24 protein-coding genes are annotated in these 20,697 nt (G+C 46.2%); all 24 read left to right on the forward strand.

Translation table 11 applies throughout. The features are described 5' to 3' along the window. Window positions 1-5 precede the first annotated feature (5 nt). A complete protein-coding gene (fliJ, locus tag AC50YO_RS00285) occupies window positions 6-452 on the forward strand; it encodes a flagellar export protein FliJ (RefSeq protein ID WP_494841898.1) in 447 nt (148 codons plus the stop codon). 39 nt (window positions 453-491) lie between these two features. Beyond that, window positions 492-1,403: a MotE family protein gene (locus tag AC50YO_RS00290; RefSeq protein WP_494841900.1), complete on the forward strand. Its 912-nt coding sequence runs from the start codon at window positions 492-494 to the stop codon at window positions 1,401-1,403. Between the two features lie 48 nt (window positions 1,404-1,451). Further along, complete coding sequence (locus tag AC50YO_RS00295) at window positions 1,452-2,801, forward strand: flagellar hook-length control protein FliK (RefSeq protein WP_494841902.1); 1,350 nt, start codon at window positions 1,452-1,454, stop codon at window positions 2,799-2,801. Window positions 2,802-2,846: 45 nt separating this feature from the next. Then, window positions 2,847-3,347 (forward strand): flagellar hook capping FlgD N-terminal domain-containing protein, encoded by a 501-nt coding sequence (locus tag AC50YO_RS00300; RefSeq protein ID WP_494841904.1) that lies wholly within the window; start codon window positions 2,847-2,849, stop codon window positions 3,345-3,347. Then, entirely contained in the window at window positions 3,344-3,718 is a 375-nt protein-coding gene (locus tag AC50YO_RS00305) for a TIGR02530 family flagellar biosynthesis protein (RefSeq protein WP_494841906.1), read from the forward strand. Before AC50YO_RS00300 ends, AC50YO_RS00305 begins: the two co-directional genes overlap by 4 nt. A 92-nt stretch (window positions 3,719-3,810) precedes the next feature. Beyond that, window positions 3,811-4,623: a flagellar basal body rod protein FlgG gene (gene flgG, locus AC50YO_RS00310; protein ID WP_494841908.1), complete on the forward strand. Its 813-nt coding sequence runs from the start codon at window positions 3,811-3,813 to the stop codon at window positions 4,621-4,623. Between the two features lie 51 nt (window positions 4,624-4,674). Next, entirely contained in the window at window positions 4,675-4,896 is a 222-nt protein-coding gene (locus AC50YO_RS00315; protein ID WP_494841910.1) for a flagellar FlbD family protein, read from the forward strand. A 2-nt stretch (window positions 4,897-4,898) separates the two neighbouring features. Then, a complete protein-coding gene (locus AC50YO_RS00320; RefSeq protein ID WP_494841912.1) occupies window positions 4,899-5,360 on the forward strand; it encodes a flagellar basal body-associated FliL family protein in 462 nt (153 codons plus the stop codon). A 36-nt stretch (window positions 5,361-5,396) separates the two neighbouring features. After that, entirely contained in the window at window positions 5,397-6,398 is a 1,002-nt protein-coding gene (gene fliM / locus AC50YO_RS00325) for a flagellar motor switch protein FliM (RefSeq protein WP_494843169.1), read from the forward strand. Beyond that, on the forward strand, window positions 6,388-7,617 hold the full coding sequence (gene fliY, locus AC50YO_RS00330) for a flagellar motor switch phosphatase FliY (protein ID WP_494841914.1): 1,230 nt from the start codon (window positions 6,388-6,390) through the stop codon (window positions 7,615-7,617). Before fliM ends, fliY begins: the two co-directional genes overlap by 11 nt. A 21-nt stretch (window positions 7,618-7,638) precedes the next feature. After that, window positions 7,639-8,001, forward strand: coding sequence for a response regulator (locus tag AC50YO_RS00335; RefSeq protein WP_494841916.1), 363 nt, complete (start codon window positions 7,639-7,641; stop codon window positions 7,999-8,001). A gap of 36 nt (window positions 8,002-8,037) precedes the next feature. Beyond that, entirely contained in the window at window positions 8,038-8,643 is a 606-nt protein-coding gene (locus AC50YO_RS00340) for a flagellar biosynthetic protein FliO (RefSeq protein WP_494843171.1), read from the forward strand. Between the two features lie 22 nt (window positions 8,644-8,665). Then, complete coding sequence (fliP, locus tag AC50YO_RS00345) at window positions 8,666-9,385, forward strand: flagellar type III secretion system pore protein FliP (protein ID WP_494843173.1); 720 nt, start codon at window positions 8,666-8,668, stop codon at window positions 9,383-9,385. Between the two features lie 22 nt (window positions 9,386-9,407). Continuing rightward, window positions 9,408-9,677: a flagellar biosynthesis protein FliQ gene (fliQ, locus tag AC50YO_RS00350; RefSeq protein ID WP_494841918.1), complete on the forward strand. Its 270-nt coding sequence runs from the start codon at window positions 9,408-9,410 to the stop codon at window positions 9,675-9,677. Between the two features lie 16 nt (window positions 9,678-9,693). Beyond that, window positions 9,694-10,485, forward strand: coding sequence for a flagellar biosynthetic protein FliR (gene fliR, locus AC50YO_RS00355; RefSeq protein WP_494841920.1), 792 nt, complete (start codon window positions 9,694-9,696; stop codon window positions 10,483-10,485). Window positions 10,486-10,498: 13 nt separating this feature from the next. Then, on the forward strand, window positions 10,499-11,596 hold the full coding sequence (gene flhB, locus AC50YO_RS00360) for a flagellar biosynthesis protein FlhB (RefSeq protein ID WP_494841922.1): 1,098 nt from the start codon (window positions 10,499-10,501) through the stop codon (window positions 11,594-11,596). A 22-nt stretch (window positions 11,597-11,618) separates the two neighbouring features. Next, window positions 11,619-13,652 carry a flagellar biosynthesis protein FlhA gene (gene flhA, locus AC50YO_RS00365; RefSeq protein ID WP_494841924.1) on the forward strand — a complete coding sequence of 678 codons (2,034 nt, stop codon included), beginning with the start codon at window positions 11,619-11,621 and terminating at the stop codon, window positions 13,650-13,652. Further along, complete coding sequence (flhF, locus tag AC50YO_RS00370) at window positions 13,649-14,842, forward strand: flagellar biosynthesis GTPase FlhF (protein ID WP_494841926.1); 1,194 nt, start codon at window positions 13,649-13,651, stop codon at window positions 14,840-14,842. Before flhA ends, flhF begins: the two co-directional genes overlap by 4 nt. Continuing rightward, complete coding sequence (locus tag AC50YO_RS00375; RefSeq protein ID WP_494841928.1) at window positions 14,835-15,707, forward strand: MinD/ParA family protein; 873 nt, start codon at window positions 14,835-14,837, stop codon at window positions 15,705-15,707. The genes flhF and AC50YO_RS00375 overlap by 8 nt, the downstream gene beginning before the upstream one ends. A 29-nt stretch (window positions 15,708-15,736) precedes the next feature. Next, window positions 15,737-17,005 carry a protein-glutamate methylesterase/protein-glutamine glutaminase gene (locus AC50YO_RS00380; protein ID WP_494841930.1) on the forward strand — a complete coding sequence of 423 codons (1,269 nt, stop codon included), beginning with the start codon at window positions 15,737-15,739 and terminating at the stop codon, window positions 17,003-17,005. Between the two features lie 36 nt (window positions 17,006-17,041). Further along, on the forward strand, window positions 17,042-19,108 hold the full coding sequence (locus AC50YO_RS00385; RefSeq protein ID WP_494841932.1) for a chemotaxis protein CheW: 2,067 nt from the start codon (window positions 17,042-17,044) through the stop codon (window positions 19,106-19,108). A 13-nt stretch (window positions 19,109-19,121) separates the two neighbouring features. Continuing rightward, window positions 19,122-19,583, forward strand: a complete 462-nt coding sequence (locus AC50YO_RS00390) for a chemotaxis protein CheW (protein ID WP_494841936.1) — start codon at window positions 19,122-19,124, stop codon at window positions 19,581-19,583. Window position 19,584: 1 nt separating this feature from the next. Continuing rightward, a complete protein-coding gene (locus AC50YO_RS00395; protein WP_494841939.1) occupies window positions 19,585-20,214 on the forward strand; it encodes a chemotaxis protein CheC in 630 nt (209 codons plus the stop codon). Then, a complete protein-coding gene (locus tag AC50YO_RS00400) occupies window positions 20,201-20,695 on the forward strand; it encodes a chemotaxis protein CheD (protein WP_494841942.1) in 495 nt (164 codons plus the stop codon). The genes AC50YO_RS00395 and AC50YO_RS00400 overlap by 14 nt, the downstream gene beginning before the upstream one ends. Window positions 20,696-20,697 lie beyond the last annotated feature (2 nt).

Genomic DNA, 20,697 nt, shown 5'->3' on the forward strand with positions numbered 1-20,697 from the left:
GTTGAATGGCATCCTTCCGTTACTCCTATCAGAAAATCGTCGATCTTAAGACGAGTGAAAAGACACAGGCCGAATGGCTGTTGTCATCTGCAATCGGTGCATTGCAGGCCGAGGAAATGACATTAACTGAAATTCGCGCAACTAGAGTCGAGTGGGAGCAGAAGCAGCAAGAGGCTTCTGTAGGAGCTGTAGTCCTTTCCGAGCTGCAATTAATCCAGCAATATTTGGACTTTCTGGACACGTGCATTGAGAAAAAGCTGGTAGAGGTTCGTCAGGCACAGCTTGTCGTTGATCACAAACGGACCAAGCTTGCTGACAAGATGAAAGACGAGAAGGTATGGATGAAAGCGAAGGAACATGCACAGGAACGGTTCCGATACGCCATGCAGCTAAAGGAGCAGAACGAGCTTGATGAAATGGCGACTGTTCGTTTCATGATCGCCGTTCCGTAACAAATGCCTGGGGCGTATGGCTAGAGGGAGTGAGCGATTATGGCAGATACGGATTTAGAGAAGCAGGGTTACAGCGGTCTTGAAAGGCTTATGTTTTTTATGACACCGATCTTATTTACGATTGTCCTATTATTGGCCCTATGGGTGCTGCTGGACACAGGGATGCGTAATAAGGCGCTCGAAATCGGCAATTCAGTTCCTTTTCTGAAGGAGGTTCTACCAGAACCGAAAATAGTGACAGGTCCAGGCGGCACTAACGATGACGCACTGAAGTCTGCCAATATGAGCCGGAAAGTGGAAGAGCTGCAAGCTCAGTTAACGGAGAAAGAAACAGAGCTGACACAAACTCTGGAACTCAAGACAACTCAGGAGCAAGAGATTAAAGGCTTGGAAGCAGAGATTGACCAGCTTACGATCTCAAATAATGAGAAGGCGCTTGAAGATGAGCAATATCAAGCCAAGATTCAAGAGCTTGCCAGCATGTACGGGAAGCTGTCACCGAGCAAGGCGGCTCCGATTCTGCAAAGCATGACGCTTGAAGAGATGGTTCTCGTACTGGAAGCTATGCGTCCAGATGATCGGGTCAAAATTTTGGAGAAGATGAATCCCCAGACAGCAGCCGATGCAACGATGGCATTGAAAGATACCGTGTCAGTTAAGGATCGTCAAATCGCGGCTCTTCAAGCACAGCTGAAAAAAGCGAAGCCAGCAGAATCCAAGCAGCCTGCATCTACACTTGATACGGAACAGCTGCGAGCTACGTTCACCGCAATGGATCCGAAGAGCGCAGGGGACCTGCTAATCAAGATGTCGGATATTAGCCCGAGCAAGGTTCTCCGAATTTTGAATTCAGTTGATGATACTGCTCGTTCCAAAATTATCGCTGAGATGTCATCTAGCAACGAGAAGGTAACGGCACAGTTAGTTTCCAAGCTGATGACTGGCAAATAAGGAACTAGCCATTAAATATGATTTTAATAGAAGGGAGGTGAAAAAATAATGGATATGGCTATACCTCAAGCTTCATCACCTGCAGTACCTGTCCAAGGTGCAATCGGCGGTTCTCAAACTAAAGCATCCGGCGGAGCAGTTTTTCAGCAAACGCTTGTCTATCAGATGAACGGAAGTAATGGAGCTGCTGCGGCACCATCAGGCACAACGCCTACCGATGCTGTAGCTGCCCTGCTGGCAGATGCGGGAGCTTTGCTGGAAACGGCTGAAGACACAGATCTTTTGACGCTAATTGACGGCTTGATCGATCAGCTTGATGGCGAGCAAGGAGAACTGACAGATAGCGAAGCAGCGTCTGAGCTTGCGGAACTGAATGCTATGCTGGATCAAATGAATGCTTTGCTCACGCTGTTGGGCATTCCTGCTGTAAAGGCCAACTCGATTCAAGGCTCTGACTCTGCAGCAGCTGGTGAAGGAGAAGGAGAGCAGGAACTGCTGGCAGTTAAGAGCAGTCTACAGGATTCTCTCTTGCTCTTGCAGTCGTCTATGGCAGAAGGTTCATTGAAACGCGTACAGCAGCAGGAACCAAGCAGACTGATTGGGCAGCAACTAATGGCTTTGCAGCAGCTTCTTCACAATCAGAAGGATGCAGGCTCGAAGCTTAGCTCAGAGCAAGGGAAAGAACTGGTTGATACAGATCTCGTTGTTGCAGCTCCTCAAGCATCTACATCAGTATTGCTGCAGCGATTAAGCCAACAGGCACTGCATCCAGCTGTCTTGCAAGTTGCTGTCGATAATGAAGCATCCGAAAGCTTGAATGGCAATGCATCTGCACAGACGAATGAGCAGCCAATTGTACAGCAAGCGGGTACTGGATTTGCGGATATGATTCGAATGGCTTCTCAGGCAAGCACGAAATCGGCAATTACACCTTATGTTATGGCAGATGATTTTGCGGATTCAATGAGCGGTTTTATCGTACAGAAATTCGATGTTAGTGTATTGAACGGTATATCCGAAGCCAAAATCAAGCTTTTCCCTGAACAGCTTGGTCAGGTCGATGTACGGATTACGATGCAAAATGGGATTTTGACTGCGATCTTCCAGACGGATACAGCAAGCGCAAAAGATATACTTGATAATCAAATGGCACAGCTTCGTTTGGCGCTTCAGGCGCAAGGCTTGTCAGTTGATAAATTAGAGGTTACACAAGGCCAGTCGGCTTCAGAGCTAACGAATGGTCAGCACGGGCAAGGCAATGCGCAGCAATCTTTCAGCAACCAGAACAAGTCGAAAGGCAGTCAAATAGCGGATGATTCCGGATTTGAGACGAATGTGACTGAACAGACGGCCATTCAAGATATGGGATATGGACGCGCAGTTAACGCAACAGCCTAACGCAAGCCTTGCAAACGGTGCATAAGTAGGACGGAGGTGAATGGAATGGCAACCGTGTCTTCGAAGGTCATGTGGCCTAATTACAATGCCGCAAGTGTACAAGCTGCAGCTAGCAAAACTGATGGAAATATAATGGGTAAAGATGATTTTCTGAAAATATTGGTCACGCAGCTTCAAAATCAGGACCCGATGCAGCCGCTTCAGGATCGTGAATTTATTGCTCAGATGGCTCAATTTACTTCAGTTGAGCAGCTCATGAATATGTCTGATCAGCTTGGTCTGCTGAGGCAGAACTTAGGCTCAGCTTCCAGCTTGATTGGCAAATCGGTTGAATGGTTCGAATGGGACGATCAAGGGAAATCAGAAGTCGTATCGGACATTGTCACAGGAATCGTGCTTAGCAACGGTAAGCAATTTGTGAAATTTGCTGATGATACAATGGTTCTGATTGATGATCTCGTCTCCATCTCCAAGACTGGCAGCGAATCAGAATCAGATGGAGAAGAACAACCGAAAGCAGACGGGGAAGGGGAGACGGCCCCATGAGTGACAGTGTAAGAATTGGTCATATTCTCCCTATTAAATCAGCACTTCTGCAATCCTCCAAATCGTCAACATCGAAGCAGGCTTCGACGGAGTTTCGTGATCTTTTAGACGCTAAGGTATTGAAGTTCAGCCATCATGCTGAGGTTAGAATGCAGCAGAGGGGGATAACGCTTCAGCCCGAGTCATTGACCAAAATAATGAATGCGGTAGATGAAGCGGCATCCAAAGGTGCAGTTGATTCCTTAATCGTGTATCGCGATATTGCAATGATTGTGAATGTTCCAAGCCGTACCGTCGTAACAGCGATGGATGGCAAGCAAATGCAGAGCAATGTTTTTACACAGATTGATAGTGCAGTTATATTAAGCTAGTAAAAGGGCTGGACCGAATAGGGGGCCCACAGGCTGCTGACCGATAGAAGCGGCCAACTACAATTTCACAATAACAGGAGGAATATAAATCTATGCTTAGATCTATGTATTCAGGCGTATCGGGTATGCGCGGTTTCCAAACGAAGCTTGATGTTATTGGTAACAATATCGCCAACGTTAATACAATTGGTTTCAAGGGCGGACGTGTAATGTTCAGCGATATTTTGAGCCAGACGACAGCGGGCGTAACAGGCTCGGCTGAAGGGGAAACAGGCGGTGTCAATGCTAAGCAGATCGGTCTAGGCGTTTCTATATCCGCCATTGATACGATTCACTCGCCTGGCAGTGCGATGACGACGAATAATCCGACAGATCTGCGAATTGATGGCGATGGATTTTTCGCGGTATCAGCAGGAGATGAGTCGCCTACTTATCTGACTAGAGCAGGTAATTTCACATTGGATGCAAGCAGACAATTGGTGACTGCAGATGGACTATTCGTATTGGATAGCGATGGCGCACCTATTACTATACCGGAGGATGTTACATCCTTCTCCATCGGGCAAGATGGTTCCATATTGGGCGTTACGGCTGATGAGACACTTGTCGTTGCCACGCTTGGTATTGTGAAAGTGGTTAATCCAAGCGGTTTATTGAAAATGGGAGGCAACCTGTATCAGGTTACAGCCAATGCCAATCCTGAAGGCGAGTTCGAAATCTTGACTGCAGGTGATGCGGAAATGGGAACAGGCTCGGTTATCGCAGGCCAGCTGGAAATGTCGAACGTAGACCTTACAGCTGAATTTACTGAAATGATCGTTGCGCAACGCGGCTTCCAAGCGAACTCACGTATCATTACAACTTCAGATGAAATCTTGCAAGAAGTCGTTAACTTGAAACGCTAATAGTTAACCGGCGGGGGGCTTAGGCCTCCCCAAGGTATTAGGGGGCGTAAGATGATTACTGTAACTCGATTGAATGGCACGAAGGTGATGGTCAATGCTCTTCTTATTGAACTTATAGAGGAGACGCCTGATACGATTGTTACCCTTACGACAGGCAAAAAAATAATTGTCGTAGAAGCTGCTTCTGAGCTTTTGCTGCTCATTCAAAGTTATCTTCGTACAATCGGCGTTTATGCGGCGACCCAGAAGATTGAACAAACGGAGGGTCCTTAGTTATGAAAAAAATGCTGCCATGGTTAGTTACTACTTTGCTTGCCATAACATTGATCGCAATTGTAGCTATTATTTTATTTAAATCATTATTCGGCGACACAGAAGCGAGTGACCCTAATAAGGTTGTTGTGAAGAAATTGACTGCTGATCAAAGATTGGAAGTTACATCTGAGCTGAAAGATTTCAGAAGGAATTTGAAAGATACGGAATATGTAGTTATTTTGAGCTTTGCGTTTCAACTAGATAGCAAGAAGACGAAGACTGAATTTGATAAGCTTATCGACATTGAAGTAAGACCTATTATTAATCGTATGTTAGCGGATATGACAGCAGAGGAGTTGAGCGGTTCCAAAGGCGAGGATATGCTGGAATCAAAACTTCTGAACTTGATAAATCCGATCTTGCCTGATGGTAAAAAATTGGTCAAGGTTGAAATTACAAACTTTACTTTAGCGGAGATATAAACGCTTGGTCCACATTCCTTGAAAGGGGTGAGAGAATTGGTTGATGTTTTATCGCAGAATGAGATAGACGCGCTTCTAGCTGCCTTGTCTTCCGGAGAAATGGATGCAGACGAGCTAAAAAAAGAAGAAGTAACAAAAAAGGTACGTATCTATGATTTCAAGCGCGCTGTTCGTTTTTCGAAGGATCACATTCGAAGCTTGACCCGCATACACGAAAACTTCGCGCGATATTTGACAACCTATTTCTCAGCGCAGCTACGCACGTTTGTTCAGATTAACGTTGTGCAGGTGGAACAATTGCCATATGACGAGTTTATTCGTTCCATACCAAAGATGACGATATTGAACATATTCGAAGCGGAACCGCTTGAAGGTCGCATGGTGCTAGAGGTTCATCCTAACGTTGCCTATGCTATGCTGGATCGGCTGCTAGGCGGTCCTGGTACAGCGCCTTCGAAGATCAATAATTTGACTGAGATTGAAACGATTGTCATGGAGCGTATCTTTAGCCGGACGTTTGAGAGCCTGCAAGAAGCTTGGAAGACAATCATTGATATTTCGCCAAGAATGGAAGCACTAGAGACGAATCCGCAGTTTATGCAGATCGTGTCGCCGAATGAAACGATCGCTCTTATTTCATTAAGCACGAAAATCGGCGATACAACCGGAATGATCAATCTCTGTATTCCGCATGTCGTCATTGAACCGATCATGCCGAGATTGTCCGCACATCATTGGTTCGTTTCCCAGAAGAAAGAACGCATACCTGCTGAAGTAGAAATGCTGGAGCAGCGCGTTAGCAAGGCAAGGCTGCCGATCGTAGCAGAGCTTGGAGAGTCGTCGATTACGATCCGAGAGTTTCTCGGCTTGTCAGCCGGCGATGTTATTTCATTGAACAAACCGATTAATGAAGGACTCCGAATTAAAGTGGGAGAGAAGCTTAAATTTATTGGCAGCCCAGGCTCAATAAAGGATCGTCTTGCCATACAGGTGGATGAAGTAGTTAGCGAAGGAGCGGAAGAAGAATATGACGAGTAAAGACTATTTGTCGCAAGAGGAAATTGACGCGTTGTTAAATCAATCCTCAGACGATTTGACAACGATGCAGACTTCTGCAGGAGAAGCTCAGCTATCGGACTTCTTATCGGATATGGAACAGGATGCTTTAGGCGAGATCGGGAATATCACATTTGGCAGTGCTGCTACTGCATTATCCACTTTGCTTGGGAAAAAGGTTGACATTACAACGCCTGAGGTTACCTTTATTAGACGTGAGCATTTGGCTGATGAATTTCCAAAGCCGCATGTTGCAGTTAGCGTTCAGTATGTAGATGGATTTCAAGGCATTAATTCTCTAGTAATCAAGACAAGGGATGCGCAAGTTATTGCTGACCTGATGTTAGGTGGAGAAGGTGACGTGACTCTGCAGGAGCTGAACGAGATTCATATCAGCGCGGTGCAAGAAGCAATGAACCAAATGATGGGGTCTTCCGCTACATCCATGTCGACCATCTTCAACCGTTTTGTCAACATCTCGCCGCCAGGCATTGATATTCTCGATGTAGATAACGGTGGAGGAATGGGGCAGTTGCCTCCAGAAGATGTATTTATCAAAATCTCTTTCCGTCTTACCATTGGGGATCTGATAGATTCTAGAATTATGCAGCTGCTACCCGTACCTTTTGCGAAGCAAATGGTCTCGATCCTTATGGGGGAAGTAGAGCCAGAGGCTCCAGCAGCACCAGCAGCAGTCACACCGGCACCGGCACCAGCGGCGCCAAGCCAACCAGCTATGCAAGAGGCAGCGCAAGCTCCTGTAGCAGCAGCATCACAGATGCAACAGCAGCAATATCAGCAGCCGCCAGCAGGCTATTATGAGATGCCGCCTATGCAGCCGCCGGGCCCAAATACATATGGTCAAGCAGTAAATCGCAACGTGAATGTTCAGCCTGTACAATTTGCTAATTTTAACAATACGCCTTTTGTACAAGCGGATGATACAAACCTCAATTTACTTCTCGACATTCCGCTTAAGGTTACCGTAGAATTAGGGAGGACCCAAAAGCAAATTAAGGACATTCTGGAACTATCGCAAGGATCGATTATCGAGCTGGACAAGCTGGCTGGTGAGCCTGTTGACATCTTGGTCAACAACAAACTGATCGCCAAGGGTGAGGTCGTCGTAATAGACGAGAATTTCGGTGTTCGTGTAACAGACATCGTCAGCCAATGGGACCGCATTCAAAAATTACAATAGCACCTTAGGAGGAAAAAAAAGATGGCAAACCGCATTCTAATCGTAGACGACGCAGCATTCATGCGTATGATGATCCGTGACATTTTATCCAAGAATGGTTATGAAGTCGTTGGTGAAGCACAAGATGGTGCTCAAGCAATTGAAAAGTACAAGGAATTGAAGCCTGACTTGATTACAATGGATATTACAATGCCGGAGATGGATGGTATATCCGCGCTGAAAGAAATTAAGAAGCAGGACCCAAATGCCAAAGTCATTATGTGCTCGGCAATGGGGCAGCAAGCTATGGTAATTGATGCGATTCAAGCTGGAGCAAAAGACTTTATCGTTAAGCCGTTCCAAGCGGATCGTGTTATTGAAGCAATTAAGAAGACACTTGGTTAAGGCATTACGAGTGTGTTGAAATTATATTCAAGGTTGATGATAGGATCTGGAATGGGGATGGCCCTTCTGCCGACTGCTGCAGCTGCATCAGCTATAAGCGGAGATGAAGCTCCTACCATATCAGGACCTGAGAATATGACAAGCAGCTTGATCTGGGTTGTTGTTTCTCTGCTTATTGTTATTGGTCTTATTATATTACTTATCAAATGGTTGTCTCAGCGCAACCGGGTATGGGGCACGAATCGTGCGCTCCGCTCACTCGGAGGCGTTGCGCTGGGGCAGAATAACTCGTTGCAAGTGGTTGAATTGGCAGGACGTCTATATATTGTTGGAGTAGGCGAGAATGTCACTCTGCTTGATAAAATTGATGATCCGGAAGCCGCACAGGCGATCATAGCTGCTATTGAACAGCAGCAAGCAGGAGGCATGCTGTCAGCGAGCACAGTGGCTGAATGGCTCAAACGGTTCCGCCAGCCAGGCAAAGAGCCTGATCCGAAGGAAGCGGAGTGGAATACCTCCTCTTCGTTTCAGAGTATGCTGAGTGATAATCTGAATCGGCAAGCGGACCGCAAGCAGCAATTGGAATCATTGCTCAATGACTCAAAACCTAATGAACGGTTGATGGATGACAATGAAAAATAAATGGTGGATATCAATTGTCGTAATGCAGCTAATCGCTCTGCTGCTGTCATCAACGGCATTCGCGGAGCCGCTGCCTAATATTGATATTAACTTCGGCGACGCAAGTGAGGATAAGGGGACGAGTGCATTATCCCTGTTGCTGTTAATTACGGTATTAAGCATTGCTCCTGCAATTCTAGTGTTAATGACTAGCTTTACGCGAATTGTTATCGTGCTGGGATTTGTGAGAACATCGCTTGGTACACAGCAAATGCCGCCGAATCAGGTTCTAATCGGCCTTGCTATGTTTTTAACCTTTTTCATCATGGCTCCCACATTCTCGCAAGTGAATGATGTGGCGCTTCAGCCCTATATAAAAGGGGAGCTCACTCAAACGGAAGCGTTCGAGCAAGCTACGATCCCAATGAAGAAATTCATGTTCTCTCATACAAGGGAGAAGGATCTGATGTTGTTCATGAATTATACGAAGACGGAAAAGCCGAAAACCTACGAGGATATCCCTCTGACGGTGCTTGTCCCGGCTTACGCAATAAGTGAGCTGAAGACAGCCTTCCAGATGGGCTTTATGATTTTCATTCCGTTTCTGGTTATAGACATGATCGTGGCCAGTACCTTGATGGCGATGGGGATGATGATGCTCCCGCCAGTTATGATATCCTTGCCCTTCAAGCTGCTCTTATTCGTCTTAGTAGACGGCTGGTACTTGATTGTCAAATCTTTATTATTAAGCTTCAACACGTGAGTGAAGGCGGGAGGGACGTTCAATGAGTGCTGATTTCATCATCGGATTGGCTGGACAGGCCATATACACGGTATTGAAAGCCAGCGCGCCGATGCTCGTTCTCGCTCTAGTCGTTGGATTAATCATCAGTATTTTTCAAGCGACGACACAAATTCAAGAGCAGACGCTAGCTTTTGTACCCAAAATCGTAGCGGTCTTTTTATCCATTATTGTATTTGGCCCATGGATTCTAAATACAGTTGTCGATTTCACTTTCAATCTGCTGAATAATCTACATAAATACATCGGATAGGCTGTGAGTCGCAAAGATGGATTTGATCGTAAAGAATGTTCCTATTTTTTTGCTTATCTTTTGTCGAATAACATCATTTTTCGTCGTGGCACCGTTGTTTTCCATGCGTGGTGTCCCGAATACCTTCAAGATCGGATTAGGCTTCTTCATTTCTCTTATCGTCTTTATGACCTATGGAATGAATCAGTCTATCCCGCTTGATGCGCAATATTTGATTTATGTGGTTCGTGAAGTATTGATTGGATTGCTGTTAGGCTACGTGGTGTACCTTTTTTTCACTATTGTATCGACTGCGGGTGCCTTGATAGATTTGCAGATCGGCTTCGCAATGGCGAATGTGGTAGATCCATTAACCGGGATATCCTCGCCGCTGTTCGGCAACTTCAAGTATATGCTTATGATCATGATCTTCTTGATGATGAATGGCCATCATTATTTACTTTCCGGATTAATGGACAGTTATCAATGGATGCCGCTTTCTAACGAATTTTTCAGCAGAATTTATGATGGAAGCATCACTGAGTTTCTGACGAGAACGTTCGCTACGACATTCATGGTTGCTCTTCAAGTGGCAGCGCCGGTTACAGTAGCTATGTTTTTAACGGATGTAGGACTAGGCTTTCTCGCCAAGACAGCACCGCAATATAACGTATTTGTTATCGGTATGCCATTAAAAATTATAATCGGTTTGTTCATGATCTTTTTATTAATGCCCAGCTTGGCTGTCGTTTTTGAAAGGCTTTTCTCCATGTTGTTCGAACATCTGGAGCAGTTGTTCGGCATTATTCAACAACAAGAAGGGCAATAAGGAGGCTGCAACCGTGCAAACGTATTATGTAAAGCTCGACTTGCAGCTGTTTAGCCAGGAAAAGACGGAAAAGGCTACGCCAAAGAAAACGCAAGAGGCAAGACAAAAAGGTCAGGTATCCAAATCTGCCGATTTGCCAAGCGCTTTAATTCTACTCTTCACCTTTGCCGGATTTATGATGATAGGCGGCTACTTTAAACAGCGAATTATGATCGTATTTGGTTCTTTATTTAATGATTGGCTAACCATGGATGTCACGACTGGTAACGTCATGGTTCTGTTCTACGATATTGTTGTTCAAATGCTTCTATTCTTGGCTCCGATATTTGCTATAGCGATTCTTGTAGGCATTTTTGGTAATGTGGCGCAGTTCGGCTTTCTATTGACTGGCGAGCCGCTGAAGCTGCAGCTGAAGAAGCTGAATCCAATCAATGGATTCAAAAATATTTTTTCTGCACGCTCCCTTGTGGAATTTGTGAAAAGTATATTGAAGCTTCTAATTATCGGAATATTGGTCTATCGAGCGATTGCTGCCGATTGGGACAGGATGCTCATGCTATCGAGCTTGCCGCTCCAACATATATATAGCTTTGCAGCTAGTCTGACGATACGGCTTGGCATCGAGATTGGTGCCGTCCTCGTTGTACTCGCTTTTGCAGACTATATGTATCAAAGGTATGAGCATGCGAAGAGCCTAAGAATGTCGAAGCAGGACATTAAAGATGAATTTAAAAAATCTGAGGGTGATCCTTTAATCAAAGGCCGCATTCGTGAGAGACAACGTAGAATGGCTATGCAGCGTATGATGCAGGAAGTGCCCAAAGCAGACGTCATCATAACGAATCCGACGCATTTTGCCATTGCTTTGCAATATGATGCTTCCAAGATGGAGGCACCGCTCATTATTGCCAAAGGTATGGATCATGTGGCGTTAAGGATTCGAGAAGTGGCAAAAGAGCATGGCGTCATAATGATGGAAAATAAGCCTCTTGCCAGAGCGTTGTACGAACGGGCAGATATTGGAGACTCTATACCAGCGGATCTGTTCCAAGCTGTGGCAGAAGTGTTGGCATATGTGTATAAAGTAAAGGGCCGCGCAAAATCATCTTAAAGGAAAGGGAGGAGGCAGCATCATGAAACTTAAAGATCTTGTCGTTCTAATCGGGATCATCGGCATCGTACTCATGATGGTCATCCCTATCCCTATTTTATTACTAGACTTTTTGCTCATTATTAATATATCAGTAGCATTAGTCATTTTGCTCATTGCAATGAATACGAAGGAAGCGCTTGATTTTTCGATTTTCCCAGCCCTCCTTCTGATTACCACGTTATTCCGATTAGCACTGAACGTATCGACTACTCGTAACATTCTGCAGCATGCAGAAGCGGGGGAGGTCGTAGCCACCTTCGGCTCATGGGTTGGCGGCGGTCAGGTGGCCATCGGTTTTATCGTCTTTCTTATTCTGGTTGTTGTTCAGTTCCTCGTTATTACGAAGGGCTCTGAGAGGGTAGCCGAAGTTGCAGCACGCTTCACGCTCGACGCGATGCCCGGCAAGCAGATGAGTATTGATGCTGATTTGAATGCTGGATTGATTAATGAGCAGCAAGCGAGAGATCGTCGTTCCAAAATCGAGCGGGAAGCTGATTTCTACGGTTCGATGGACGGTGCGAGTAAGTTCGTCAAGGGCGATGCCATTGCTTCGATTATTATTTTGTTCATTAACCTGATCGGCGGCTTCATTATTGGTATGGCTGTTCATGGATTTGACTTTCAAGAAGCATTAGAAACGTATTCGATCTTAACGATCGGAGACGGACTTGTCAGCCAAATACCAGCACTCCTTATCTCCACGGCGGCCGGCCTGATTGTAACAAGAGCAGCATCGGATGGGAATTTAGCAGATGATGTTACATCGCAATTGTTCAAATATCCCAAATTATTATACATAGTAGCAGGTACAATTGGATTACTCGGGTTATTCACACCGATTGGTCTTATAAGAACGTTGCCTTTCGCACTGCTTCTTGCTCTAGGCGGCTGGTTCATGCAGAAGGCATTGACCAAGCAAGCAGAACAAGAAGAAATGCTCGTCGAAGAGCAAGAAATTGAAGAGGTAAGAAGTCCAGAGAGTGTTATTAGCTTGCTGCAAGTAGATCCGATTGAATTTGAGTTCGGCTATGGGCTTATTCCTCTGGCAGATACGCAACAGGGTGGAGATTTACTTGATCGGATAATTATGATCCGGCGACAATGCGCTCTTGAGCTCGGATTAGTCGTACCCGTCATTCGAATTAGAGATAATATTCAATTAAAGCCTAACGAATATGTGATTAAGATTAAAGGGAACACGGTAGCCCGCGGGGAGCTCCTCTTGAATCATTACTTGGCGATGAGTCCTGGTTTCGAGGATGATTCGGTCATTGGTATTGAAACAACAGAGCCTGCCTTTGGATTGCCAGCAATCTGGATTGATGAGCCAATGAAAGAACGAGCCGAGTTGTCGGGCTATACGGTTGTTGATCCGCCATCTGTCGTTGCAACGCATTTGACAGAAATTATTAAACGACATGCACATGAGTTAATTGGAAGACAAGAAACGAAAGCTCTCGTTGAGAATGTGAAAGAATCCTATCCAGCTCTGGTAGACGAATTGATGCCATCTATACTATCCATTGGAGATCTTCAGAAAGTGCTTGCTAAGCTGCTCCGTGAGAAAGTATCGATTCGTGATCTGGTTACGATTTTTGAGTCATTGGCCGACCAAGGGAATTATACCAAAGACCCTGATATATTAACAGAATACGTGAGGCAGGCGTTATCACGACAAATTACGCAGCAATTCACAGCTTCTGGTGATACATTAAGAGTCATTACCGTCGGTCCATCTCTTGAGAAGAAAATTGCAGAATCGGTTCAACAGACGGAACAAGGCAGCTACATTGCTCTTGATCCGGTTGCAACGCAGCAGATCTATCAGAAGCTGAACGAACAAGTGAATCGGCAGATTCAATCCGGTCAGCAGCCCGTCGTCCTTACCTCTCCTACGATACGCATGTACTTAAGGCAAATTGTTGAACGGACGATGCAGGATGTGCCTGTACTGTCTTATAGCGAGCTAGAGCCTAACATTGAAGTGCAAAGCGTAGGGGTGGTGAACTTATGAGGGTAAAACGATATGTAGTGAACGCACTTCCGGAAGCACTGCCGATGATTCGCAGCGAGCTCGGTAAGGATGCTGTCATCCTTAACACCAAAGAGATTCGTGTCGGCGGGTTTATGGGAATGTTCCGCAAGAAGAAGATGGAGGTTATAGCAGCGATTGAATCGGATGGCGCCTTGAAGGCGCCTCAGCCGGTTCAGCAGCCTAGACCGACAACCGATCTTAATGCCGTTCTAGCGGCAATTAACGAAACGGTTCACCAGACTGCAACGGCGGTTATGGAGCCTCCTGCTCCAGCTCAAGCCTTACATCAAATTAACGACGATCTGCTCAATGAAATCAAAATGATTAAGCAATCTCTTGCTCATCTGTCATCACGCGGGCCAAGCAAAGAAGTTCCTCCTGCTATCAAAGCGCTCCAAGACAGGCTTATCGAGCAGGAGGTTGATTCGGAGCTCATCCAGAGGCTTATTCATCAGATCGAAGAGAAGCAGGCTCAGCAAGCAGCTCCGATGAGCGTCGCAGAGGTATGGACAAATGCCAGGCAGTTTGTTCGAGAGTGGATCGAGCCTTACGCATACGACACGATTAGCAAAGACGCCAAGGTTGTACATTTCGTTGGGCCTACTGGTGTCGGGAAGACAACGACGATTGCCAAGCTTGCTGCTGAGCAGACCATCAAGAATGGCAGGCAGGTCGGATTTATTACCTCGGATACTTATCGGATAGCAGCTGTTGATCAGCTTCGCACGTATGCCAATATTCTTAATGTACCGATTGAAGTCGTGTTTTCTCCAATGGATCTGCCCAAAGCATTCAAGCAATTGGAGGATCGCGAGCTGATTTATATGGATACAGCAGGCCGTAATTTTCGTAATGAGCTCCATGTATCCGAAGTATACAGCCTGCTCCAAACGGGTGGCTCAAGCGAAACGGTTCTCGTGCTAAGCTTGACAGGCAAAACAAAAGACATGATGACCGTTGCCGAACATTTCGTCAAATATGGCGTAAATAAAGTTATTTTTACCAAGCTTGATGAAACGTCAGTCTATGGTGCTATTCTGAATCTGGCGATGCTCCATCACTTGAAGCCCCTCTATGTAGCAAAAGGGCAGACGGTACCGGATGATATTTCGATCTTCCATTCAGAGAGTTATATCGAGCAACTGTTGGGGGCGCCAGTCGATGAATGATCAAGCGGAAGCGCTGCGCAACTTAGTGAAGCAAAAAAATGGGCAAAACAGCGCACGGGCATCGCGTATCGTTACCGTCACAAGCGGGAAGGGCGGAGTGGGCAAATCGAATTTTAGCTTGAATTTTGCCATTGCCCTTCAACGATTAGGCAAGAAAGTGATGGTATTCGATGCGGATATCGGGATGGCGAACATTGATGTGCTGATGGGCATTCGTTCCTCTTATCATCTCTATCACCTCTTCAAACAGGAGAAAACGATTTGGGATATTGTACAAGAAGGCCCCTCAGGGGTGCACTTCATTGCAGGAGGATCTGGCTTCAAGGATCTGCTGGAGCTGTCAGAGGATCAGCTGAATTGGTTCTCTGAGCAAGTAGGCAAGCTTCATGGGGAATACGATGTCATTTTATTTGATACAGGTGCCGGGTTATCCAAGGAGACGGTTAAGTTTATTGCAGCGGCAGAGGAAACAATTGTCGTTACAACGCCAGAGCCGACTTCGATTACGGATGCTTACGCTTTAATCAAGATGGTCAAGGCGATGGATATCGACGCACAATTCAAATTAATTGTTAATCGGGCTGCAGACCGGAAAGAAGGCAAACAGACCGCTGACAAAATTAGTTTGGTCGCCCAGCGATTCCTGAATGCCGAGCTTCCTACGCTGGGCATCGTCCCTGACGATCCTAACGTATCCAAAGCAGTAAAGCGCCAAGTTCCTTTCTCAGTAGCTTTCCCTGGTACTGACGCAACAAAAGCAATTGAAGCAATCGCTAGACGATTCGCGGAAGATGAGCAGCCTGAGCTGCTTTCATTAAGCGGTGGCGTCAGAGGGTTTTTACAAAAAATGTTCAGACTATCATAGATAATCCTTTGAATGTGAGGAGGGAAAAAATGGCTCCTTATCGCATCCTTGTTGTCGATGACTCGCCCTTCATGCGAAAAATATTCAGTGATTTAATTATGAAGGACCCGCAGTTTATGGTTGTGGGCACAGCAAGCAACGGACTTGAAGCAATCGAGGCTATTAAAAAGTGGAAACCAGATGCTGTCACCCTTGATCTGGAGATGCCGGAGATGAACGGCATAGATGCGCTGCAGGCCATTATGAAGGAATATCCAACTCCAATTATCATGTTGTCTGGCATTAGTGAAGAGAACACGAGGGAGACCATTAAGGCACTGCAGCACGGAGCTTTTGATTTTATTCGAAAGCCGTCTAATGCGTTGTCTAATGACATTGTACAGGTCGGGGAGCTTCTGATTGAGAAATTAAAAATAGCAGTGCTCACGAAGCGCTATACACCGATAGTCGAGCTGACCACAAATCCTGCACCTGATTCATCTCAGCCAAGCAATCTGCTGAAGACCAAGCGACAATTAAAATTAGGGAATCCTTTGCCGATGCCTGCGCTGCCCGAGCAAACCAAGCAGCGCAGTACTGGAGCTGCCGAGAGGCCGGAGCGACCAACAATTAAGCATGAGGCAAATGCCCCTTTACATACAGCAAGGAAGTCGGTTATACCGTCATCCGAGAATAAGCCTGGTCAGCAGAAGAAGGTTCATTCTCCTTCACGGAGCAAGACATTCCGACATCTTATCGCAATCGGAACTTCTACAGGGGGACCGCGGGCATTGCATGAAGTGATTAGTTCCTTGCCGGGTGATTTAGCAGCACCCGTGTTAGTCGTACAGCATATGCCTCCTAAGTTCACCAAATCTCTGGCACAACGGCTGGATAGCTTTAGCCAGCTCCATGTGACAGAGGCTGTGCAGGGAGAACGTCTGGAGACAGGGGTAGTCTATATTGCTCCTGGAGGATTCCATATGGGGGCAGCCAAAGATCAAAACGGCTATTATATAGAATTGACACAACAGCCAGCGAGAAACGGACATCGTCCTTCCGTAGATATTTTGTTCGAATCGTTAATTCCCTTCAAAGAGCTGAAGCGACATGCCGTTGTTATGACAGGGATGGGCAGCGATGGCGCCAAGGGACTTAAGGCATTGATTGAGAGCGGGGCTGAGCCCGCTATTGCCGAAGCAGAGGAAACCTGTATCGTATATGGGATGCCGCGCAGCGCGATCGAGAATGGCGCGGCAACAGTAGTGCTTCCTCTGCAACGCATTGCAGCACAGCTTCGCAACGCAGTTTTGAAATAACAGATTAGCCCAAGTCCCAACAGGAGGTGCAACAAAATGGATATGAATGCTTATCTGTCGATGTTTATCGACGAATCCAATGATCACCTGCAATCGTTGAATGAAAATTTAATGCGACTGGAAAGCGAGCCTGAGGATTTATCTATCGTCCAATCTATTTTCCGCTCCGCACATACGTTAAAAGGAATGTCCGCAACCATGGGTTACGAGGATCTGGCATCCTTGACACATGAAATGGAAAATGTGCTCGATCTGGTGCGCAACAGCAAGCTGAAGATGGACAGCTTTATCTTCGATACGCTCTTTAAAGGCCTAGATGCGCTGGAAGCTATGGTGCAGGATATTGTTGATGGGGGTACAGGCAAGGCCGATGTAACGAGCATCGTCGCGGCACTTGTATCCATTTTTAAAGGGGAGTATAAGCTCTCAGCCCCGTCAGCTGCAACGGGTACAGACACTGCTTCAGCTAAACCGGCTGCGGCTGAAGGCGGAGGGCTGCTGGATGAGTTCCAAACGTCTATTCTTCTTCAATCTATAGAAAGCGGTCATTTGGCCTATTATCTTCAAGTCACGATTCGTGAGGATTGTGTCCTGAAGGCCGCTCGTGCCTATATGGTGTTCGATGTGCTGGAGAGAGCCGGAGAGATTGTGAAGTCAGAGCCTTCCGTGCAGGATCTGGAACAAGAAAAATATGACCGTTCCTTTATTGTGTTTACGATATCCCGTTTGACGGCGGAGGAGCTTCAAAAGCAAATATCGTCTATTTCGGAGATCGAGTCGGTAACAGTAACGCTGCTTGATGAAGAATCACTTACGCTGCTGAATGCGACAGCTCCAGAGGAGCCGGCAGCCGAGCAACAATCGACAGTGGAAGTGAAGCAAGAGCAAGCTGTCAAAGAGGTAGCCTCTACACGTGGTCAGACGGCAGCGGCGGCACCTGCTCCTGCGACCATCTCCCGGACGATTCGGGTGGATATTGATCGCCTGGACAGCCTAATGAACTTGTTCAGCGAATTGCTTATCGACCGCGTACGATTGGAGCAGCTTTCAAGCGAAATTAAGCGGAATGATCTGACAGAGACGATTGAGCATATGACACGTGTAAGCACGGATCTGCAAAATATCGTATTGAAGCTTAGAATGGTTCCGGTAGATTCGGTATTCAACCGTTTCCCGCGGATGATTCGTGATTTGTCCAAATCATTGGATAAAAAAATCGACCTTGTCATTATCGGTGCAGAGACGGAGCTGGATCGGACTGTAATTGATGAGATTGGCGACCCGCTCGTGCACTTGCTTCGCAATTCGGTCGATCACGGGATTGAGACAGTTGGCGAGAGAATTGCAGCAGGCAAGCCAGAGACAGGAACGATTTATTTAAGAGCTTATCACAGCGGCAACCATGTCTTCATCGAAGTAGAGGAAGACGGCAAAGGGATTAACCGCGAGAAAGTATTGCAGACAGCGATTAAGAACGGCGTAGTTACTTCAGAGGAAGCGAAGACGCTGAGCAATGAAGCGATAAATATGCTGATTTTTGCAGCCGGCTTTAGTACTGCCGACAAAATTTCAGACATCTCTGGCCGCGGTGTTGGACTTGACGTTGTGCGCTCTAAGATTACATCGCTTGGGGGCAATGTAACTGTCGATTCTGTATTTGGCAAAGGAACAAAGTTTTCCGTACAGCTGCCGCTTACTCTTTCGATTATTTCGGCCATGTTAATCAAGCTCGGCTCAGAAAAATATGCGATTCCGTTGTCCTCAATAGTAGAGACTGCCATTATTCAAAGGAATCAAATTCTTAATGTGCATGGCAATCAAATGATTGAATTCCGCAATACGGTTATCCCGCTTGTATCCCTTAGCCGAGTATTGGAGTGTCCTGATTTCAATGAGTCGGATGAGGAAGAAACAGAAATTGTTGTTGTCAAAAAAGGCGAAAAGTGGGCCGCTGTAACGGTTGATGAGTTCATTGGTCAAAGTGAAATCGTATTGAAATCGCTAGGCTCGTATTTAACGAATATACAAGCGGTATCGGGCGCTACTATTTTGGGTGATGGGCAAGTTGCATTAATTATTGACCCCAATGCACTAATCAAATAGGGAGGGTTTCACGATGGGAGAAGAATTAAAAGTAATCGTATTCGCACTGGCAAATGAAGAGTATGGTATTGAAGTTGATAAGGTGCGGACGATCGAACGTCTAACAGCCATTACTAGAGTTCCCAAAACACTGGCCTTCATCAAAGGCGTCATTAATTTACGCGGCGTTGTTGTGCCTGTCATTGATCTGCGCGGTCGTTTCGGATTAAGCGAGACTGAGGCAACTGAAAATACTCGTATTATCGTTGTAGCAGCAGGAGAGCTGGAGGTTGGCTTCATTGTTGACTCTGCGAATGATGTTATTGATATTGATACGGATACGATCGACAGCCCTCCAGAAATCGTAGGCGGGGTAAAAGCGAAATATTTGCGAGGCATTGCAAAAATCGGTGATAATAGGCTGCTAATTATGTTGAATCTATCCGAAGTGTTGAATAAAAATGAAATTATTCAGCTCGAACAGCTAGAGGTTTGATGTGAGTTTATTTAGTCGATTTGAAGCCTTTGAATTAGATGTGCTAAGAGAAGTCGGCAATATTGGAGCGGGTAATGCAGCCACAGCCCTGTCACGTCTGCTGGACAAGCCAGTGGATATGGATGTGCCGAAAGTCAGCCTCCTGCCCTTCGAGCAAATCGCTGATCGAGTAGGCGGCTCAGAGCAAGTCGTTATTGCGGTGTTTCTTCGGGTGGAGGGCGAAGCGCCGGGCAATATGTTTTTTATCATACAAGAGCATTCAGCAAAGCGTTTATTAAATCAATTGCTGGCTCTGCCTGCTGTAGAGCCTGAGGGCTACTCGGAGATGGAGATGTCGGCTTTATGCGAGATCGGCAATATTTTGGCCGGCTCCTACTTGTCTTCATTGGCAGATTTCACTAGGCTATCCATGGCGCCGTCCCCACCAGCAGTTGTCATGGATATGGCGGGTGCCATACTCAGCTACGGACTTGCGGAATATGGCGAGATGGGAGATTCTGCAATGCTGATCGAGACTAAATTTTTAGAAGGCAGAGAGGATTTGGAAGGCCAGTTTTTTCTCATTCCAGATCCGCTGTCGTTTAACAAAATATTTCTTGCCCTAGGAGTATTGCCGGATGATTCAAAATAACGTAGTCCGGGTAGGTATGGCTGATCTAAACATTGCTGTAGAAGGAGCCATTCTAAGGACAACAGGTCTAGGTTCTTGTGTGGGGTTAACCTTGTTCGATCCCGTAACCAAAATAGCGGGAATGGCGCATGTTATGCTTCCTTCTTCTGATATAGCCAGAGAAACCACGTTGAATGTGGCTAAGTACGCGGATACTGCAATACCTGAGTTGATTGCAAGAATGGCAACAGCTGGAGCCCGGGCAGATCGTGTTATAGCTAAAATGGCCGGTGGCGCACAAATGTTCGCCTTCTCGGGACAGTCTGACGCTATGCGAATCGGCCCCCGAAATGTGGAATCTTGCCTGGAAATGATGATTCGTTACTCGATTCCTGTATTTGGACAGGATACGGGAGGAAATTATGGCCGCACGATTGAGATTGACAGCAGCAATGGCATTTTGACTATAAAAAGCGTGCAGCTTGGTGTAAAGGAGATTTGATT

The sequence above is a fragment of the Paenibacillus sp. J22P59 genome (genome assembly GCF_059383895.1).